Annotated in this window: 14 protein-coding genes and 2 pseudogenes; 8 read left to right on the forward strand and 8 right to left on the reverse strand. The window is 60.3% G+C overall.

The window, feature by feature from the left end; all coding sequences use genetic code 11:
* Nucleotides 1–142: 142 nt before the first annotated feature.
* Entirely contained in the window at nt 143–949 is an 807-nt protein-coding gene (locus AC07N8_RS17295) for a lytic transglycosylase domain-containing protein (RefSeq protein ID WP_493144994.1), read from the forward strand.
* Between the two features lie 148 nt (nt 950–1097).
* Complete coding sequence (locus tag AC07N8_RS17300) at nt 1098–1427, forward strand: DHCW motif cupin fold protein (RefSeq protein ID WP_007992577.1); 330 nt, start codon at nt 1098–1100, stop codon at nt 1425–1427.
* Nucleotides 1428–1600: 173 nt separating this feature from the next.
* Here the strand turns inward: AC07N8_RS17300 and AC07N8_RS17305 are convergent.
* Nucleotides 1601–2575: pseudogene (locus tag AC07N8_RS17305) on the reverse strand (methyl-accepting chemotaxis protein); the annotation flags it as partial.
* A gap of 309 nt (nt 2576–2884) precedes the next feature.
* Nucleotides 2885–3166 (reverse strand): annotated as a pseudogene (locus AC07N8_RS17310) (PAS domain-containing protein); the annotation flags it as partial.
* A gap of 245 nt (nt 3167–3411) precedes the next feature.
* Here AC07N8_RS17310 and AC07N8_RS17315 point away from each other — a divergent pair.
* Complete coding sequence (locus AC07N8_RS17315; RefSeq protein WP_493144997.1) at nt 3412–3756, forward strand: cupin domain-containing protein; 345 nt, start codon at nt 3412–3414, stop codon at nt 3754–3756.
* A 49-nt stretch (nt 3757–3805) separates the two neighbouring features.
* Here the strand turns inward: AC07N8_RS17315 and AC07N8_RS17320 are convergent, their stop codons facing one another.
* Nucleotides 3806–4108, reverse strand: a complete 303-nt coding sequence (locus AC07N8_RS17320) for a hypothetical protein (RefSeq protein ID WP_493144999.1) — start codon at nt 4106–4108, stop codon at nt 3806–3808.
* A gap of 78 nt (nt 4109–4186) precedes the next feature.
* Nucleotides 4187–4684 (reverse strand): hypothetical protein, encoded by a 498-nt coding sequence (locus tag AC07N8_RS17325; protein WP_483843902.1) that lies wholly within the window; start codon nt 4682–4684, stop codon nt 4187–4189.
* Between the two features lie 161 nt (nt 4685–4845).
* Here AC07N8_RS17325 and AC07N8_RS17330 point away from each other — a divergent pair, with 161 nt between their 5' ends.
* The 5 genes from AC07N8_RS17330 to AC07N8_RS17350 all read left to right on the forward strand — a co-directional run bounded on the left by AC07N8_RS17330 (nt 4846) and on the right by AC07N8_RS17350 (nt 13650).
* Complete coding sequence (locus tag AC07N8_RS17330) at nt 4846–6393, forward strand: phospholipase D family protein (RefSeq protein WP_493145114.1); 1548 nt, start codon at nt 4846–4848, stop codon at nt 6391–6393.
* A gap of 161 nt (nt 6394–6554) precedes the next feature.
* Entirely contained in the window at nt 6555–6818 is a 264-nt protein-coding gene (locus tag AC07N8_RS17335) for a hypothetical protein (RefSeq protein WP_483843901.1), read from the forward strand.
* 166 nt (nt 6819–6984) lie between these two features.
* Nucleotides 6985–8142, forward strand: coding sequence for an HD-GYP domain-containing protein (locus AC07N8_RS17340; protein ID WP_483843900.1), 1158 nt, complete (start codon nt 6985–6987; stop codon nt 8140–8142).
* A gap of 57 nt (nt 8143–8199) precedes the next feature.
* Nucleotides 8200–12591, forward strand: coding sequence for a response regulator (locus tag AC07N8_RS17345; protein ID WP_493145004.1), 4392 nt, complete (start codon nt 8200–8202; stop codon nt 12589–12591).
* Between the two features lie 186 nt (nt 12592–12777).
* Complete coding sequence (locus AC07N8_RS17350; protein WP_483843894.1) at nt 12778–13650, forward strand: DNA/RNA non-specific endonuclease; 873 nt, start codon at nt 12778–12780, stop codon at nt 13648–13650.
* A gap of 17 nt (nt 13651–13667) precedes the next feature.
* Here the strand turns inward: AC07N8_RS17350 and AC07N8_RS17355 are convergent, their stop codons facing one another.
* The 4 genes from AC07N8_RS17355 to AC07N8_RS17370 all read right to left on the reverse strand — a co-directional run bounded on the left by AC07N8_RS17355 (nt 13668) and on the right by AC07N8_RS17370 (nt 17760).
* On the reverse strand, nt 13668–14189 hold the full coding sequence (locus AC07N8_RS17355) for a hypothetical protein (RefSeq protein WP_493145006.1): 522 nt from the start codon (nt 14187–14189) through the stop codon (nt 13668–13670).
* Nucleotides 14182–15051: a winged helix-turn-helix domain-containing protein gene (locus AC07N8_RS17360; RefSeq protein ID WP_493145008.1), complete on the reverse strand. Its 870-nt coding sequence runs from the start codon at nt 15049–15051 to the stop codon at nt 14182–14184. The genes AC07N8_RS17355 and AC07N8_RS17360 overlap by 8 nt, the downstream gene beginning before the upstream one ends.
* A gap of 131 nt (nt 15052–15182) precedes the next feature.
* Nucleotides 15183–16583 carry a GGDEF domain-containing protein gene (locus tag AC07N8_RS17365; RefSeq protein WP_493145010.1) on the reverse strand — a complete coding sequence of 467 codons (1401 nt, stop codon included), beginning with the start codon at nt 16581–16583 and terminating at the stop codon, nt 15183–15185.
* 52 nt (nt 16584–16635) lie between these two features.
* Nucleotides 16636–17760, reverse strand: coding sequence for a response regulator (locus AC07N8_RS17370; protein ID WP_493145012.1), 1125 nt, complete (start codon nt 17758–17760; stop codon nt 16636–16638).
* Nucleotides 17761–17803 lie beyond the last annotated feature (43 nt).

Below are 17803 nucleotides of genomic sequence, written 5' to 3' on the forward strand. Positions count from 1 at the left end.
GAATCAGACGACTGGATAGGGGGGGCAGCCCGTACGTCAACGCAAAACTCCAAGGCCGGTGACAAGGGGTATAACTATCAGAACAAAGACCCGATCATCAGACCAGGCCTCCAAAGGCTGTGCCCCGGCACGGAGCGATGTGATGAGTTCCAGAGCATGGCGATGGGCTCGCAAGAGCCTTCTTGGCTACATCGAGCTGGCCTTGCTGGCCGCTCCACTGTGCGCCAGCGCCATGTTCAAGTGCCAAGCCGAGGACGGCGCCATCAGCTACACCAGCCAAGCCATCACCAACGCCCGCTGCACTCGCCAGAATGACAAGGCCGGCGCCGGTGTCAGCGCCAAGGCAAGTGCCCTGCCACAGCTTGCGCAGGACGACGATTCAGGCGCAGTGCGGGTTCGGGTGTTCACCTTCATGCACAAGGGTATTCGTCAATATGTGAGCCGACGCCCTGTCGGGACCTCCGCACGGGTCGATGTCCTTGAGCTCTATGTCATCAAGGGCTGCTACCTGTGCATGGCACCGAAGGATTTCAAGGTCGCCTCACTGCGCCTGGACACTGATTCCTATCGGCGGGAGATCGAAGCCGCTTCGGGTCTTTATGGTGTCGACAGGGCACTGGTCCGCGCAGTGATACATGCCGAATCGGCGTTTCGCCCCAACGCCATTTCCGAGGCCGGCGCCCAGGGGCTGATGCAGTTGATGCCCGCCACCGCCGAGCGCTTCGCTGTAAACAATCCGTTCGACGCGCGACAGAACATTCGTGGCGGCGTGCGCTACCTGGCCTGGCTGCTCAAGCGCTTCAACGGCAACCAGATGCTGGCGTTGGCAGGTTACAACGCTGGCGAAGCGTCCGTGGTCGAGTACAACGGGGTGCCTCCCTATGCCGAGACGCAATCCTACGTCACCCGCGTGCAGTCCTTGACCGAACGCTATCGCAACCATCGCTAGTACCGTCGGCCAGAAACAACGGTGAAAGGGCTCGGCAGCCATTGCGGGTTCGCAGCGCCTGTATCCCATAAATGCGGACCGTCTGTGTCTATCGGCACGACTGCCAGATTGTTACGGTCTGCATTTATGGTATTTCGCTGAGGCAACAATGGATCTCACTGCAATCCCGTTCGGTACCACCGATTGGTCAACGATAGAGCCGGTGGCACATGCCGGTCAGACGGGCACAGCCTATTGGCGGACCTGCCAGTTTGGTTCAGCGCGTGTGCGGATGGTCGAGTACAGCCCTGGTTATTTGGCCGATCACTGGTGCTGGAGGGGGCACATCCTGTTGTGCCTGGAGGGGCAGTTGCATACAGAACTGGAGGATGGTCGTCAGTTCACATTGACGCCGGGCATGAGTTATCAGGTGGGTAATAATGCTGAGGGACATCGGTCATTCACCACCACCGGGGCGAAGTTGTTCATTGTGGATTAGTCGCGGGGGTGGACTTGCTGACGCACTACCTCAGGCAAATGAAATCCTGTGGGAGCGAGCCTGCTCGCGAAAGCGGTGTGTCAGCCAACATCAATGTTGAATGGGCTACCGCCTTCGCGAGCAGGCTCGCTCCCACGGGTTCTTTGTGTTTTTGGAGAATTAAACCGTAATCTTTATCGGTTAAATCGCTCTGCCAATCCGTGCAGATACTCCGCCATTTCCTCCAGATCCTGGCTGATCGCAGCGCCTTGTTTGGCCTGTCCGGCGCTGTGATCACACAGTTGAGCGATCCGCGTGATCTGTTGATTGATGTCTTCCGTCACGTGGCTTTGTTCTTCCGAGGCCGACGCCATCTGTTGGCTCATGCCGGTGATTCGGCTGACGGCTTCACTGATGCCGACCAGCGCCGACTGCACCGCTTCGACACGCTGCATGCTGTCGCGGGAAATCTGCTCACCCCGGCTGGCAGTTGATACGGCGCGATCGGCGCCGATGTTCAGTGACGCGATGATGCCGTGAATCTGTTCAGTCGAGGTGCGGGTGCGTTGTGCCAGGGAGCGCACCTCATCGGCCACCACGGCAAAGCCTCGCCCTTGTTCACCTGCCCGGGCCGCCTCGATCGCCGCATTGAGCGCCAGCAGGTTGGTCTGTTCGGCGATGGACGTGATGACATCCACGACACTGCCGATGGCTTGCGTCTCGATCGCCAATGCGTTGACTGCCTGGCCGATTTCGTTGACGGCGTCGTTCATGGCCTGCATAGCGCTCAGGCTTTGCCCGGCAAGCTCACTGCCTTCCCGAGTCAACTGGTCGGCTTCGGACGCGGCATTCGCCGTGTTCATGACGTTTTGCGTGACTTCCTGGTTCGTTGCCGCCATCTGCGAAATGGCCGCGGCGGACTGATCCGTTTCACTGCGCTGGCGGTCCAGCGACTGCGCTTGCGCACCCGAGAGTTCGGAGGACTGGGCGGCTTTGGCTTTTACATTGATCCCGGCATCGACCAGTCGGGTCAAGGCTGTTTGCAAACGTGCTTCCTCGCTCAGCATGGCCATGTCCAGTCGACCCTGGGGGCCGTGGTTGTCGCTGAAGGTGAGCGCGACCAATGGATCGGAAAATGCTTTCGGGTGCTCGGCCAGGGTGCGTTCGATGGCTTTGCGGTGACGGGATTCGATCAGGTACCAGGCAACTATCAGGCTCGCCACCAGAACACCCTGGGCCGCCGATTTCGGTAGCCACTGGTCACCCAGCATAGAAACCACGCCAGCCATCAATAATGGCCAGCCGTGTTGTATTGGCCGGAAAATCTTCGCGCTCAGTGAAACGATCGGCTTGCCGGCCCGCATCCTGGCATAGAGTTCCGAGGACCGACGGACCTGATCGCGGGTGGGCACCGAGCGAACCGACTCGTAACCACTCATGCGCCCGTTTTCGTAGATGGGGGTGACGTAGGTACTGACCCAATAGAAATCACCATTTTTCGCGCGGTTTTTCACAATACCCATCCAGGGTTTGCCTTGCTTGATGGTGTGCCACATATGAATGAATACCCCGGGTGGCATATCGGGGTGTCGGATCAGGTTATGCGGCTGGCCGATCAGCTCGTCGTTGGTGAAACCGCTGATGGCAACAAACGCTTCATTGCAGTAAGTGATTCGACTATCAAGGTCGGTAATGGAGATCAACCGTTGTTCGGCAGGGAAGACTCTTTCTTGCTCGGTTACGGGCAAATTCACACGCATAAAACGCGATCCTTCTTCGGATTATTATTATGTTTTGGAGGTACGAAAGAGGCGTAGCGCCACTACGGTCAATGACGTGTTTTACGCGTATTCATGTGTGACCGACCATTCATTCGACGACACCTTCTTTTCATTTCATGACACGCCTGAACCGCTGATCGATCCTTCGTCGCCCCCCGAGTGCGGGCACGCTTCAAGGGTGTTTACTGCCAGTCAGGCCCGGTCAGTACAGAGAGGAATTCGTGATGAACAACGAGCAGCCAGCACCCGAGACAAAAGGCGTTGCGGTGCAGTTACTGGCAACGATTGATTTGGGTCCTGAGATCGAAGGCATGGCAGGGCGCCAACTCAGAATGCGCAAAGTGACCATCGAGCCTGGAGGCGTTTTCGGGCCGATTCATAACCATATAGACCGACCCGGCACTGTCTACATCCTGCAAGGAACGATCACCGATCATCGCAATGGCGTCGCCACGGACTACGGGCCGGGAGTGGGCTGGCCCGAAGACAGAAACACCACGCATTGGCTCGAGAACAGAGGAACGATGACGGCGGTGGAGATCTCGGTCGACCTTGTGCGGCAGGACTAAGCTCTGCTCCGCCATCCTCAAAACGTTGCAGAAGTGAGGTCTTGGGCCGCTATTGATTTTTGCACTCCGCCACCACCACCTGGCAGGTCTTCGGCGTGCCACCGGAGCGGCCGGCATAGCGTATGCAATTGTCCATGGATTTCTTGCGCGCCATGTTCAGGGTGTCGCCCCAGGCCAGCCCACCCTCGCCGGAAGAGGGTAGTGCTTTTGCATAGCAATTTGAGCCAAAGCTTGAGAGCGCATAGGGATCCCTGTGCACTTTTCTTGAACATCCTGTTGTCAGCGCCAGGCTGATGGCGAGCAGGGAGAGCAGGACCCATGACCAGCAGTGGCGCGCTGTTTTTTTGGTCATCCTGTTTCCCCTGATCGAGAGGCGTGTTTAGGGTCTTGCTCTATTCAGATTAGACGGTGTAGCACCCTTGGTGTTGCCTTATGCCCGTTTCAGCTCATCGTCCGTGAGTCCCAGTTCTTCCAGAATGTCAGGGCGCAACCGTTGCACCGGCGATTTGCTCATGTGCTCCTTGAGATCGGCCACGGCAGTGCTATCAACGCTTGAGGGATTTGCCGCTTGCAGTGCCACGCGGGTTTTCGCGAACGCTTCATCAACGTTGTCGGCGATCTTGTTGGCGCCGCTCACATCTTTGAGGTGCTGTTCGGCCATGACCGCCAGTGTCCGCTCAGACACTTTTACGGTTTGCATCTGCATTTTGGGGGCTTCGGGTTCACCACTTAAAGTGGTGGCGTCTTTTACTGGCTTGTCGTCGGTGCGCCTTGAAAGCGGTGCAGTTGGAGGGTTCTTTGCACTGATCAACATGATGAGTAAATCCCTGATTGTTGTTGGTAGAAGGGCCAGGGCAATTAGCGTGCCGCCGCTTTCAGTCGCCTGTTTGCAGGTTGCGAGGGGAGTTTTCAGCGACTGCGCGGTCAACCCTTGCCGCAATGCGGCATGCGCTGGCAGTAAATTTCGACAGGCTGCCTGAACCGGGCTTTACTGGAGCAAGGTGTGCAGATTGCCTGCAACCGGCAAGTACTGACTGGCTCCCAAGGTCAGCACTCCCCCCGTCGAGGTTGAGGACGAGCCCTTTGTCCATGCCCTGGTTCTTCGCCGCACTGTTTCTCGCACTGCTGGTCGTCGGCTGTACTCCCACGCGCTTGCCCCACGAATTCAGCGAGGCAATTCCTGCCAGCGAATCGGCGTTCGGACGCTCCCTCCAGACCCAGGCCGCCCCGCACGAGGGGCGCTCGGGTTTTCGCTTGCTGCCTAACAGCAGCGAAGCGTTCCGGGCGCGCGCCGAGCTGATTCGCAATGCGCAGAAAAGCGTCGATCTGCAGTACTACATCGTGCACAACGGTCTCAGCACCCGGGCACTGGTGCGCGAATTATTGCTGGCCGCCGATCGCGGCGTACGGGTGCGCATATTGCTCGATGACACTGCCAGCGACGGCCAGGAAGAAGTCATCGCGACCCTGGCCGCGCACCCCAACATCTATATCCGCGTCTTCAACCCCCTGCATCTGGGGCGCAGCACGATGGTCACCCGAACCATGGGCCGTCTGCTGAACCTGTCCCAACAGCACCGGCGCATGCACAACAAACTGTGGCTGGCCGACAACAGCGCAGCCATCGTCGGCGGACGCAATCTGGGCGATGAATATTTCGATGCCAAGGCCGATCGCAACTTCACCGACATGGACCTGCTGTGCGTCGGCCCGGTCGCCGCGCAGTTGGGCCGCAGCTTCGATCTGTACTGGAACAGCGCCCTGAGCCAGCCGATCAGTGACCTGGTGCTCAGCAAGCCAACCGCCGAAGACTTGCTCAAGAGCCGGCAACGCCTCGAGCAATCGCTGCAGAACACCCGCATCGAGAACCGGGCTTTGTACGATCACCTCATGACCTACCGGACTCAGCCGCAGCTCGAGACCTGGCGCAAGCAGCTGATCTGGGCGCACAGCAAGGCGATGTGGGACGCACCGAGCAAGGTCCTGGCCGACGACGAACCGGACCGTGCGTTACTGATGACCACACAACTGCGACCTGAGCTCGATACCGTTCATAAAGAGCTGATCCTGATATCCGCCTATTTCGTCCCGCAAAAGGCGGGCATGCGCTACCTCCTCGGGCGTGCCGATGCCGGTGTTGATGTGCGCTTGCTGACCAACTCGCTGGAAGCCACCGACGTGCCGGCGGTGCATGGCGGCTATGCGCCTTACCGCAAGACCCTGCTCGAGCATGGCGTGAAGCTCTATGAACTGCGGCTCCAGCCGGACGACCCCAGCGGAGGTTCTTCCCGTGGCTTCAGCGGTGGCTCGGACTCCAGCCTGCACACCAAGGCCATGATCCTGGACAAGCAGAAGGTGTTCATCGGCTCCTTCAATTTCGATCCGCGCTCGGTGCTGTGGAATACCGAAGTCGGGGTGCTGGTCGACAGCCCTGAGCTGGCCGGCTACATGCGCGAGCTAGCACTTGAAGGCATGGCGCCCGCCGTGAGCTACCAGGCTCGCCTGGAAAACGGCGAAGTCGTCTGGCTCACTGAAGACGACGGCCGCCTGCATACGTTGCGAACGGAGCCGGGCGGTCGTTGGCGCAGCTTCAAGGCCTGGCTCAGCGACAAGATTGGCCTGGAGAAAATGCTCTAGATCGAGGGCGCAACATCCTTGTAGGGCCGCCAATGTCGTCCTATCGTTAACTTTCACATTCCGGGGGGGGCGTTCTGTGTGCGTTGTACAACTGCGCCACTCCACCGTGTGCGGTGATGACAGTGGTGCGAAGTGATGGAAACTCAGGAAGGAGGTGGATCATGAATCGCAAGTATTCTTTGTCTGTCCTGACCACACTGGTCATTGCCGTTGGCGGCTACTGGGTGCCGACGCTGGTCCATGCGACGGACCAGGCTGACCAGCGACAGGAGTCGCGCGATACCAAGCAGGAAGGGCGAGATGCTGCCCGGGAAACCAAGGAAGCGTGCAAGGAGGGTGATGAAAAGAGTCGCAACGATTGCCGTCAGGACAAGCGCGACACCAAGCAGGACACCCGCGATACAGCGCGTGATATCAAATACTGACCGCTGACGGAAATCCTGTTTCCGTTCATCCGGTAACGACTGCCCCGGCGTTAGTTTGGCGTTTGACGCCGGACGGCAGCCCCGCAGAACTGCAGCTAAGCTTCCTTGCGCCGGGGCGTAAATGTCGCCTCGGGATGTCAATGCCTGGCAAAGGGAGCCGCCCGCCATGAGTGTCGAACAGCGTCGCTACAGTCCGCCTACCATCCTGGTGGTCGATGACACACCCGATAACCTGATGCTGATGACAGATTTGCTCAAGGATCGCTACCGGGTCAAGGCCGCCCATAGCGGTGAGAAAGCGTTGCGAATTCTGCAGGGCGACACACTCCCGGACCTGATCCTGCTGGATGTAATGATGCCCGGGCTGTCCGGCCACGAAGTGGCGGACCAGATCAAGCGCGACCCGCGCATCCGCGACATTCCGATCATTTTCCTGACGGCCATGGCCGGGACCGAGGACGAGATCCATGGCCTGGAACTGGGGGCCGTCGACTACATCACCAAACCAATCCGGCCGGCGCTGGTTTTGGCGCGGGTGGATACCCAGCTCAAGATCAAGGCAGCGGCCGACTTTCTGCGCGATCACAACGACTACCTTGAGCAGGAAGTGCAGCGCCGGACGCGTGAAGTGATTGCGATCCAGGATGTGGCCATCCAGGCCATGGCGTCACTGGCGGAGACGCGCGATAACGAAACGGGCAACCACATCCGGCGGACCCAGCATTACGTCAAGGTGCTGGCAGACCATCTGCGTGATCATCCGCGTTTCAGTCACTTTCTCAGCGACGAGACCATCCTGTTGCTGTTCAAGTCGGCGCCCCTGCACGACATCGGCAAGATCGGCATTCCCGACCATATCCTCCTCAAGCCGGGACGCTTCACCGAGGAAGAGTTCGAGATCATGAAGACCCATACCACGCTGGGACGTGACGCGATCCAGCATGCCGAGGATGCGCTGGGTATTCGCGCCGACTTCCTCAGTCTGGCCAAGGAGATTGCCTACAGTCATCAGGAAAAATGGGATGGCAGCGGCTATCCGCAGGGGCTGGCTGGCGACGACATCCCCATCAGCGCCCGGATGATGGCGGTGGCCGACGTCTATGACGCGCTGATCAGCCGTCGTGTCTATAAATCGGGGATGCCCCACGCGCAGGCTGTCGAGATTATCCGGCAGGGGCGAGGCACGCACTTCGACCCGGACATCTGCGATGCCTTCCTGGTTTGCGTTGAACAGTTCCAGGCCATTGCCGAGCGTTTCGCCGATACCGATCAGGACATGGCCGTCCAGCGCGCAGCGCTGGAACGCATCGGCCAGACCCCGTGAGTCCGCGACTGCACGTCCGCTTTGCCAGTGTTTTCATCAGGTTCACGAGGTTAGGTCATGGCTGGATTGCGTACCCTGCTTGAGCGTCTTGCGCTGCTGCACAAACTGATCCTGGGGTTCGCCGCGCTGCTGCTGTTGGTGTTGGTACTCGGTGTGCAAAGCCTGCGTACCCAGCAGTCGCTCAAGCACGACATGCAGAACCTCTATCTTCAAGAATTGGTCGGCATGGAGCACTTGTATGAGGCACGGGTGCAACTGCCTCATATGCTGCAAGCCTTGCAGCGAGCGGTGGGCACCGACAGCGCGCAGATCCGTGTCGAATCCCTGCAGCGCATGCGCGACACCCAGAATCGTCTGCAACAGGCACTGGCCCAAGCCAAAGTGACCCTCAGACGCCCGGAAAACCTGGCGCGCCTGGCGGAGCTGGACGTGCTGCTGCAACAGTTGCAGCGTGATAGAGAGCAGGCCTTTGTCATGATCGATCAGGGCCGGCAGGCGCAGGCGTTGTTGCTGCTCAATAGCAATGAATTCCAGCAACTTGACCAGCAGGCCGACGCACTGTTGAACACGGTTGCGCAGATCAAGGGCGACACGATTCGCGACACGGCCAAGGACATTGCCGATTATGCCGAGCGCAGTACCAAGCTGACCTACGTGCTGTTGTTCGGTGGCTTGTCGCTGGCGCTGCTGTTGTCCTGGCTGGTCAGCCAGTCGATCCGCAATCCGCTCAACCGGGTGCGGGTGGCGGTGGATCAGTTGGCTGCCGGGGAGCTCGATAAGCCGATTCCCCATACCGACCTGAACAACGAAACGGGCGATCTGGCGCGGGCCATTGCCACGCTGCAGACGCAGTCCCGACAACTGGAGCGTCAGCGCTGGATCAAGGCGCATACCGCTCAATTGCAGGTCGATTTGCAGCAGGCAGAAACGCCGGCCGAGCTGGCGCAGGTATTCCTGCAACACATGGCCAGCCCGCAGGGCATCTGCCAAGGGGTGCTTTACAGCGCACACGAGGAGGCCGGCAAGCTGCTGCTGATGGGGCGCTATGCCACCGATTCCGAACGCCCGCCGGAGGAAGAAGTTCTGTTCGGCGATGGCCTGTTGGGTCAGTGCGCGGTGGATCGCCAGCCACGTCAGCTTCAGGCGCTGCCCGAACATTACTGGCGTTTGCACTCGCCGCTTGGCGAAACCCCGGCCAGTTGCTTGCTGTTGCAACCCATCATGCGTGGCGAGCGGCTGCTGGGCGTACTCGAGCTGGCCGGACTGGTGCCGCTGGACGAGCGCGAGATGCAGTTGTTGCAGGAAGCCATCCCGCGTCTGGCGGCGAACATGGCGATTCTGGAGCGTAATCAGGCGGTCAAGACCCTGTTGGCAGAAACCCGTCGCCAGGCCAGTGAAGTGGCGGAACAAGCGTTGCAACTGGAGGAACAGGCGCAGGCGCTCGAATCCCAACAAGTGGCGTTGCGCGCGACCGAGGCCTGGTATCGCGGGATTATCGAAGCGGCGCCGGACGGCATGCTGGTGGTGGATGCCGACGGGCATATCCTGCGAACCAATCGTCAACTGGATCAGCTGTTCGGCTACAACGCCGGTGAGTTGATCGGCGAGGCCATCGAACGCCTGGTGCCGGTGGCCAGTCGCGGGCGTCACGTGGCGCTGCGCCAGGGATTCACCGCCCACGGCGACACTCGCCAGATGGGGGCCAACCTGGACGACCTGCAAGGCGTGCGCAAGGACGGCAGCTTCTTCTCGGCAGAAATCAGTCTGTCGCATTTACCGAGTCTGGAAGGAGGCGGAATCTGCGTGTGCGCTTCGGTGCGCGACGTCAGTGAGCGCCGTCAGTTGCAGGCGGCGCTGAAGGCCAGCGAGGCACAGTTGCGCGCCGTACTCGACAACAGCCCGGTGGCCATGGTGATCAGAGATGTCGATGGCCGTCCGACTTACTGTAATCCGCAGTTCGACAGTCTGTTCGGGACCCGCCTCGATGAACTCGGGGGGGCGGACCCTGCGCTGTTCTGGGTCGATCCGCAGGCACACCAGCGCTTTCTCGAGGCGGCGTCGCAAGGCGCGGTGCTGAACTTCGAGGCCCGGCTGCAGCGTGCCGGGGGCGAACACTTTGACGTACTGGTGTCGGCCATCACGCTGACGCTGGGGGAGCGGGGCATGGGGGCCAACTGGTACTTCGATATCACCGACCGCAAGATCGCCGAGGCCGAGGTGCAGCGCGCACGCGAGGCCGCAGAAGAGGCGACCCGGGCCAAGAGCAACTTTCTGGCGACGATGAGCCACGAGATCCGTACGCCGATGAATGCCATCATTGGCATGAGCCACCTGGCCTTGCGCACCGAGCTCGACTCGCGCCAGCGCAATTACATTGAAAAGGTCCATCGCTCGGCGGAATACCTGTTGGTGATCATCAACGACATCCTCGATTTCTCCAGAATCGAGGCCGGCAAAATGCACCTCGAGCACATTCCCTTCCACCTTGAAAACGTGCTCGACGGCTTTGCCAACATGATTGGCCTGAAAGCTGAGGACAAAGGGCTGGAACTGCTCTTCAACATCGCGCCCGAACTGCCGACCGCGTTGATCGGCGATCCGTTACGCCTGGGGCAGGTGCTGGTCAACCTGGGCAACAACGCGACGAAGTTCACCGAGCAGGGCGAGATCGTACTCGGGGTAGAGCAGCGGGGCGCCGTAGGAGAGCAGGTGCAACTGCATTTCTGGGTGCGTGACAGCGGAATAGGCATGAGCGCCGAGCAATGCTCGCGCCTGTTCCAGCCGTTCAGTCAGGCCGATAGCTCCACGACCCGTAAATACGGTGGCACCGGGTTGGGGCTGGCCATCTCCCGGCATCTGGTGGAGTTGATGGGCGGGAACATTTGGCTGGAGAGCGAGCCGGGCCAAGGCTCCACGTTTCATTTCGAGGTGAGCCTGGGCGTGCAGCGCGACGGCTCGTTGCGGCGCATGATGACCGCCGACGAACTGGTGGGTAAACGTGTGTTGGTGGTCGACGACAACGCCAGCGCACGTGAGATTTTGTCTGACATGACGCGCAGTTTTGGCGTGGAAGTGGACGTTGCGCACAGTGGTCGGGCCGCACTGGACTTGTTGGTGGAGGCCGAAGCCAAGGCGCTGCCCTATGACCTGGTGCTGATGGATTGGCGCATGCCAGGCATGGACGGCGTGGCGACGGTGCGGCAGATGCACGCGGCCAAACTGGCGCAAACGCCGTCGGTGATCATGGTCACCGCGTTCGGTCGCGAGGAGGCCCGAGAAGAGGCCATCCGGCACGGCATTCAATTGCCGGTGGTGCTGACCAAACCGGTGACGCCGTCGACGTTACTTGAGGCGTTGGGCAGCGTACTGGGCAACCGTCCTCAGACCGATAGCCGGGCCAGCGAGCGCCTCGGCCAGAGCGCCAGCGCCATGGCCAGCCTGCGTGGCGCGCGCCTGCTGCTGGTCGAGGACAATGAGCTGAACCGTGAACTGGCGTGTGAACTGCTGGAGAGTGCCGGGATCGAGCTGCGTCTGGCCATTCACGGCGCAGAGGCGCTCGAACAGCTGGCGCGTGATGACGACTTCGATGGTGTGTTGATGGACTGCCAGATGCCGGTAATGGATGGCTATACCGCGACCCGCAAGATACGCGAGCAGCCACGTTGGGCGAATTTGCCGGTGATCGCGATGACGGCCGACGCGATGGCGGGGGACCGTGAGCGGGCGCTTGATTGCGGGATGAACGATCACATTTCCAAACCGTTGAACGTCGAGGACATGTTCGCCACATTGGCCAAGTGGATACACCCAGGACCTGGCCGTGGCGCGCCGTCGGCCGACGTTTCACCGGGCACCCCGTTGACGGCGGGCCTGCCAGCCAGTCTTCCTGGCATTGATTTGAACGCGGGCCTCGGCACGTGCATGGGCAAGGTCGAACTCTACCTGCGCCTGCTGCGCAAGTTTCACGCCAGCCAACAGGCTTTTTGCGCCGAGTTTCAGGCTGCCCGAGGGCAGGGCGATTCTTCGGTAACGGTCAGGCTGGCGCATACCTTGCGGGGCACGGCGGGCAACATCGGTGCCGTTGGCGTGGCCAATGCCGCCGGCCAACTGGAACAGGTGTGTCTGAGCGCAGGCGTGGAACAGGACGTGTCGGATCGACTGGCCGAGGTCGAACGCTGCCTGACACCCGTGCTGGAAGGGCTCTCGGTGCTCACAGAACCGCCGTTGGCGGAAGAAACCACGGTGCCACTCGACAGCGAATGGCATGCGCAATTGGCCCACGTCCGTTATCTGCTGGCCGAGAGTGACACCCAGGCGCTGACAGCCTTGCACAAGCTCCAGGCGCTGACGTCCGGTTCGCGGATGACCGAGCAGTTGCATCGGGTGGTCCAGCAAGCCGAGTGCTTCGATTTCGATCAGGCGCTGGAGTTACTTGAAAACCTGCCCTGATCATCCGCTGCCCAGCACTAAAAGTATTTATGGCGGTCAATAACCCCCGCATGACCCACATCGGTATTTTGATCAAGGACTGTGAACGCATGCTCACCGCACTATAATCCGCCATCGCCTCCATCTGGTTCCGTAAATCGGGACTCGCCATTCGTTTATCCCTTAATAAAATCGAAGAACTAACGCATGTACCTACGCAAAATTGCAGTTGGGCTGTCAGCCCTTGTTTTGCTCTCGACCGGGGCGCAAGCCCGCAGCCTGCTGGATCTCCTCAAGCCGCCCGCCCAGCATCAGGAGCAAGTGTCCCGCTCGGGTTCGATCAGCCAGGGCGCGGCGCTGGACCTCTATTCAAACAAACAGAAACAGGCCTCGTTCGACGGCTGCGCCGACCTGTTTCCGGCCGCAAGGCCGATCAACATCGCCACGGTGCCTGCCACCATGAACCCATTGGCGTTGTGTTCCGACAACTTCGCGGTGCTGTACTCGCAAACCAGCAAGACGCCATTGGTGGTGGTTGAGCGACTGAATGCCGCCCAGCTGCAGGACGCCAAAGGGGAGGAACGCACCAACCAGTTCTACCCCGACCCACGCATCCCAAAGGGTGGGCGGGCAGAGTTGAGTGACTACCGCAGCCAACACCCGGCCGTGGACCGTGGTCATCAATCCCCGGCCGCCGATGCGCCGAACCCCAATGCCATGGCCCAATCCTTTGCGCTGTCAAACATGGTGCCGCAAGACCCGACCAACAACCGCAAGATCTGGAGCAAGGTCGAGTCGGATGTCAGGAAGTTTGCCAAGCGCGCCGATGGCAACGTCTTTGTCTTTACCGGTCCGATCTTTGACTCGGGCCACAGCACCATTGGCGACAACAAGGTCTGGGTGCCGACGCGCCTGTTCAAGCTGGTTTATGACGCCTCGTCGAAGCGCGCCTGGGCGTACGTTCTGCCCAACGCAGAAACCCGTATCGAAAGACCGATGGACTACGAGACGTTCGTGAAAACCACGGGGCTTAAGTTGCTCGGTAACTTGCCGGTCACAGGTTCCGTCGGGCGCACTTGATCGCTTGCGTTAGACCGTTAACCCTTGCTGTTCGATGATGGACGCTGACTGCAAAGAATGAACATGTCACTGCCGTCATCGAACAGGTAGCGCGTTTCGGACACTGAACGCATCCAGTAACTGACGCTGTTGTCCGAGCGAAAAATAAACATCCCCAGCGCGCCCGACAGTTCAGGAATCGGACTCTCCGCTTCGCCCTTGGCGGAGCGCTCCACAGTGATCTGCAGGCGCTGGTCCTGTTGTTGCACCCCAAAGGCACTGTTGCGGCGCAGCGCGCCGATTTCAGCTCCCGAGTCGGCATCGATCAGTCGGGCCACCATGCGCATGTGGCTGAGGCCGGACGGCCGCAAGTCCAGCCTGAAGCGCGTCGTCAACCACGCAGGACGCACTTCGGACGGCACTTGATGCGCGCTTTCTCCCGTGCACCAAAGGTCCGGATTGGCCTTGTGTTCGCCGGTCAGGCGCCCAAGCGCCACACCCGACAGACCGACGAGGACGAAGGCCAGGCACCAAATTGTGTTTGCGGTGCGTCTAGTCATGTTGTTGGACGCCAATGCAGCGACTGCTGGCCGTTTCCAGCTCGCCATCGCAGAGAATCTGATCCGCCCCTTGACGCGACGGCAACAGGTACAGGTGGATGTTTTGCGCCGAGAGGCCTAATAACCCCGCGAGTTTTCGACTGTCCTGCACCATCAGTTGCAGATGTGATGTTGCCGGAGGTTGTACGTCCTGAGCCGACAGATGCACGCGCACGTCATCGACGGTGACGGGCGCGGCGAATGCAGGTGGTGCCGCCTCGGGAGAGGGTGCCAGCCAGGTTTTTCCCGACAGAAATGCAAGCACGCCCCAAAGCGGCAGTGCGAGCCACAGGCCCCAACGCTTTTGTGATGTGATCGGGAGCACGGACAGCGGCCGTGAATCGGGTCTGGCTGATGCAGGCAATGGCGGTTTGTCCGGTTCGTCCTCTGCATCGGCCATAGTCGATTCAGGAGGCGCAGCAGGGACGGGCGCCTCATCGCCAGCCACCACCTCGCTCTGGGCAGGCGCCGTTTTCGCTACGGCTGACAACTCCTCGACCCTCACGCCATCGGCGAGCTTGTAACCAATGCGTGGCAAAGTCTGGATGAATTCGCGATCGGGCTGCAGTTTCTCCAGGGCCAGGCGCAATTGCCGGACCACTTGGGCCAGGCTGTTGTCGGTCACCTCCAGGCCATATTGCCCCCATGCCCCTGCCATCAATTCGCGCTTGCGCACCACCGCGCCATCCGACCGGAGCAACATGGCCAGGCAGCGGCTGGCGATTGCACCGATGCGCAACGGCTCTTCATCGGCGTCGACGCGAAACAACAGGAAGTTGTTCTCGTCGAACACCAGGTGTTCATCAATCAGCAATTGGCCCATGGCGAGCTTCCGTGCGTGGCAGGACGGCAAGTCGGATATGCGTCGTCGACCTCTAGAGTTAAGCGGCCATTCCTTGCTTTGGCCAACCTCTGCGCGAAACAGATACCGAAATCACCGCCTCAGGACCAAATTCAGGCCAGCGCAGAATCGGGCAGGGTCTCACTGGCAAAGCGGTCGCGCCCTTGCTGCTTGGCGTGATACAGCAGCCGATCCGCACGGATCAGCAGGTTTTGAACGCTTTCGCCGGGGCCGCTCCAGGCGCTGACACCCAGGCTGCAGGTGATGCCAAATTGCTTCCCGGCGTACTCGATCGTCGAGGTGCGCAACGCGTGCAGTAAACGATTGGCCATCTGTTGTGCGCCCGGCAGATCGGTGTCCGGCAGCATGATGAGGAACTCCTCTCCGCCGATACGGGCCACCAGATCCTGTTGCCGTACTGTCCGGCTCAGCAACTGCGCGAGAAACTTCAACACCTGATCTCCGCCGTCATGGCCGTGGGTATCGTTGATCTGCTTGAAGTGGTCGATGTCCAGCATCAATACGCAGACCGAACCCGGTTTGCGCGTGGCGCGCGCCAACTCCATTTCAGCCCGTGTCATCGCCGCACGGCGGTTGTAAAGGCCGGTGAGAAAGTCGCGGGTGGCCGCCCGATGTTGCTCCACGCTGGCGTCCATCAGATACGCCACCAGCGTGCAGATCAGCAGCAAACAGGCCAGTACTGCAATGGTCAAAAACAATCCGAGGCCGTTCAGGCTCAGGAACTGCGACATAAAATCCGGAGCCAGCGGATCACTGTAGATCCGCATTTGCAGCCCGTGGTGCAGGTTTGCAAAGTAGCGAAAGAAACGCTCTTCGCCTTGCGCCTGAGCAGGCAACGAAATCGACCAGGCCGCCTCCGTGGCCGGCAGGTACGTTGCCTTGCCGGCGGTGAAGTGGATGTCGAAATACAAGGTTGGCCCCTGACCCTGCGACAGGGCGACATGCACGACAAGTCCCTTGGCAATCGCTGAGCCCATCGCCTGGGGCGGCAGCAGCGGCTGCGGCTCCAAGCGGGTTTGCGTTTCCTGGATCACCGCGTAACGCCCGTCGCAGGTATAGCCCAACTGTTGGCGGCTGGTCATGTGGATGCCGCCGTCCTTGAGGCGGATGCGTGGCGCCTGTGGCTTGGGCATCGGCGCCAACTGGTGAATCGGCACCCGCAATGTGTACTGCGAAAGCCCTTCGACATCCGCCGACTGGGTCGCCGTCGAGCGCTGCTGCCCGGCAATGAATTCGTCTGACAGGCAGCCTTTTGGCGGCGGATTGGCCATCAGCATCGACTGCTGCAATTTATGGGTTTGCAGACTGTTCAACAGACTGGAATAACCCCAGGCGCTGCGTTGCGCGAGCAGTGCTTGCTGACTTTCCAGCAGCATGAGGTATTGGCGCTGATAGCGATCGACCACGGCAACCACGATAAGCAACGACAAAACGGCCACCGTTATCCAGCAAATGCGCTTGATAGCCTGCGCGTGCCTGACGACCCAGCTCATGATCTTTACTCCGATGTGCCAAACGGCACCGTTTGTATCGCCTTGGAAGCCGTCAACCGACCCTTGCCTCGAGGGACTCCTCGGCAACGGGGTCGGCATAGCGTTCGGCGATCTGTTCAAACTCTTTTTCAATGACGATGAAGGCGGCCGCCACATCCGGATCGAAATGCCGGCCGGCACCGTCGCGGATGATCGTTGCCGCTGTCTCGTGGCACATTTGCGACTTGTACACCCGTCGACTGATGACCGCGTCGTAGACATCGGCGACCGCCATCAGCCGGGCGCTGACCGGAATGGCCTCGCCGGCCAGGCCATTGGGGTAACCGCTGCCATCCCATTTTTCGTGGTGGCACAGCGCAATTTCCTTGGCGATGCGCAGGAAGGGCACTTGCGCCCCCAACATGTCCTCGGCATGCACCAGCGCTTGATAACCGAGCTGCGCGTGGGTCTTCATGATTTCGAATTCGGCGGGCTCAAAGCGTCCCGGCTTGAGCAGAATATGGTCGGCAATACCGACCTTGCCGATATCATGCAGGGGCGCCGACTTGAACATCAGCTCAATGCTCTGATCATCCAGATGCGCGCTGAATCGCGGGTGATCGCGCAATTTCTCCGCCAGCAACCGGACATAATGCTGCGTGCGTCGCAGGTGGTTGCCGGTCTCGTTGTCGCGGGTCTCGGCCAGCGACGCCAGGGCCAGGATAGTCACGTCATGGGTGGCTTGCAGTTCACGGGTTCGCGCCAGGACTTCCTGATCTAGGTAAGTATTCTGCGAACGCAACAGGTCGGCTGTGGCCTTGAAGCGCAACTGCGTCTGCACCCGCGCCAGCAGTGTGGGCGGGTTGATCGGCTTGAACAGGTAGTCGGTCGCGCCAAGCTCGAACCCCAGGCACTCATCTTCGTCCTGATTCCGCGCGCTTAAAAACAGGACCGGCACATCACGTGTCTTGGGATCAGCCTTGAGACGACGGCAGACCTCATAGCCATCGAGGTCGGGCATCATCACATCCAGCAGAATCAGATCGGGAATCGCCCGATCGATGATCTGCAACGCCTGGGCACCGCTGGTCGCCACGCGCACGTGATAGAGCTCAAACAACAGCTCACTGATCAGCTGCAGATTGGCCGGCATGTCGTCGACTACCAGCACGGTGGGTCTAGGGGTTGAGCTGTTCAAATGGACGTCCTCGTGACGGGGTCACCGGCTGGGTCGGTCAAGC

The organism is Pseudomonas sp. GW821-FHT10C09 (assembly GCF_059415465.1).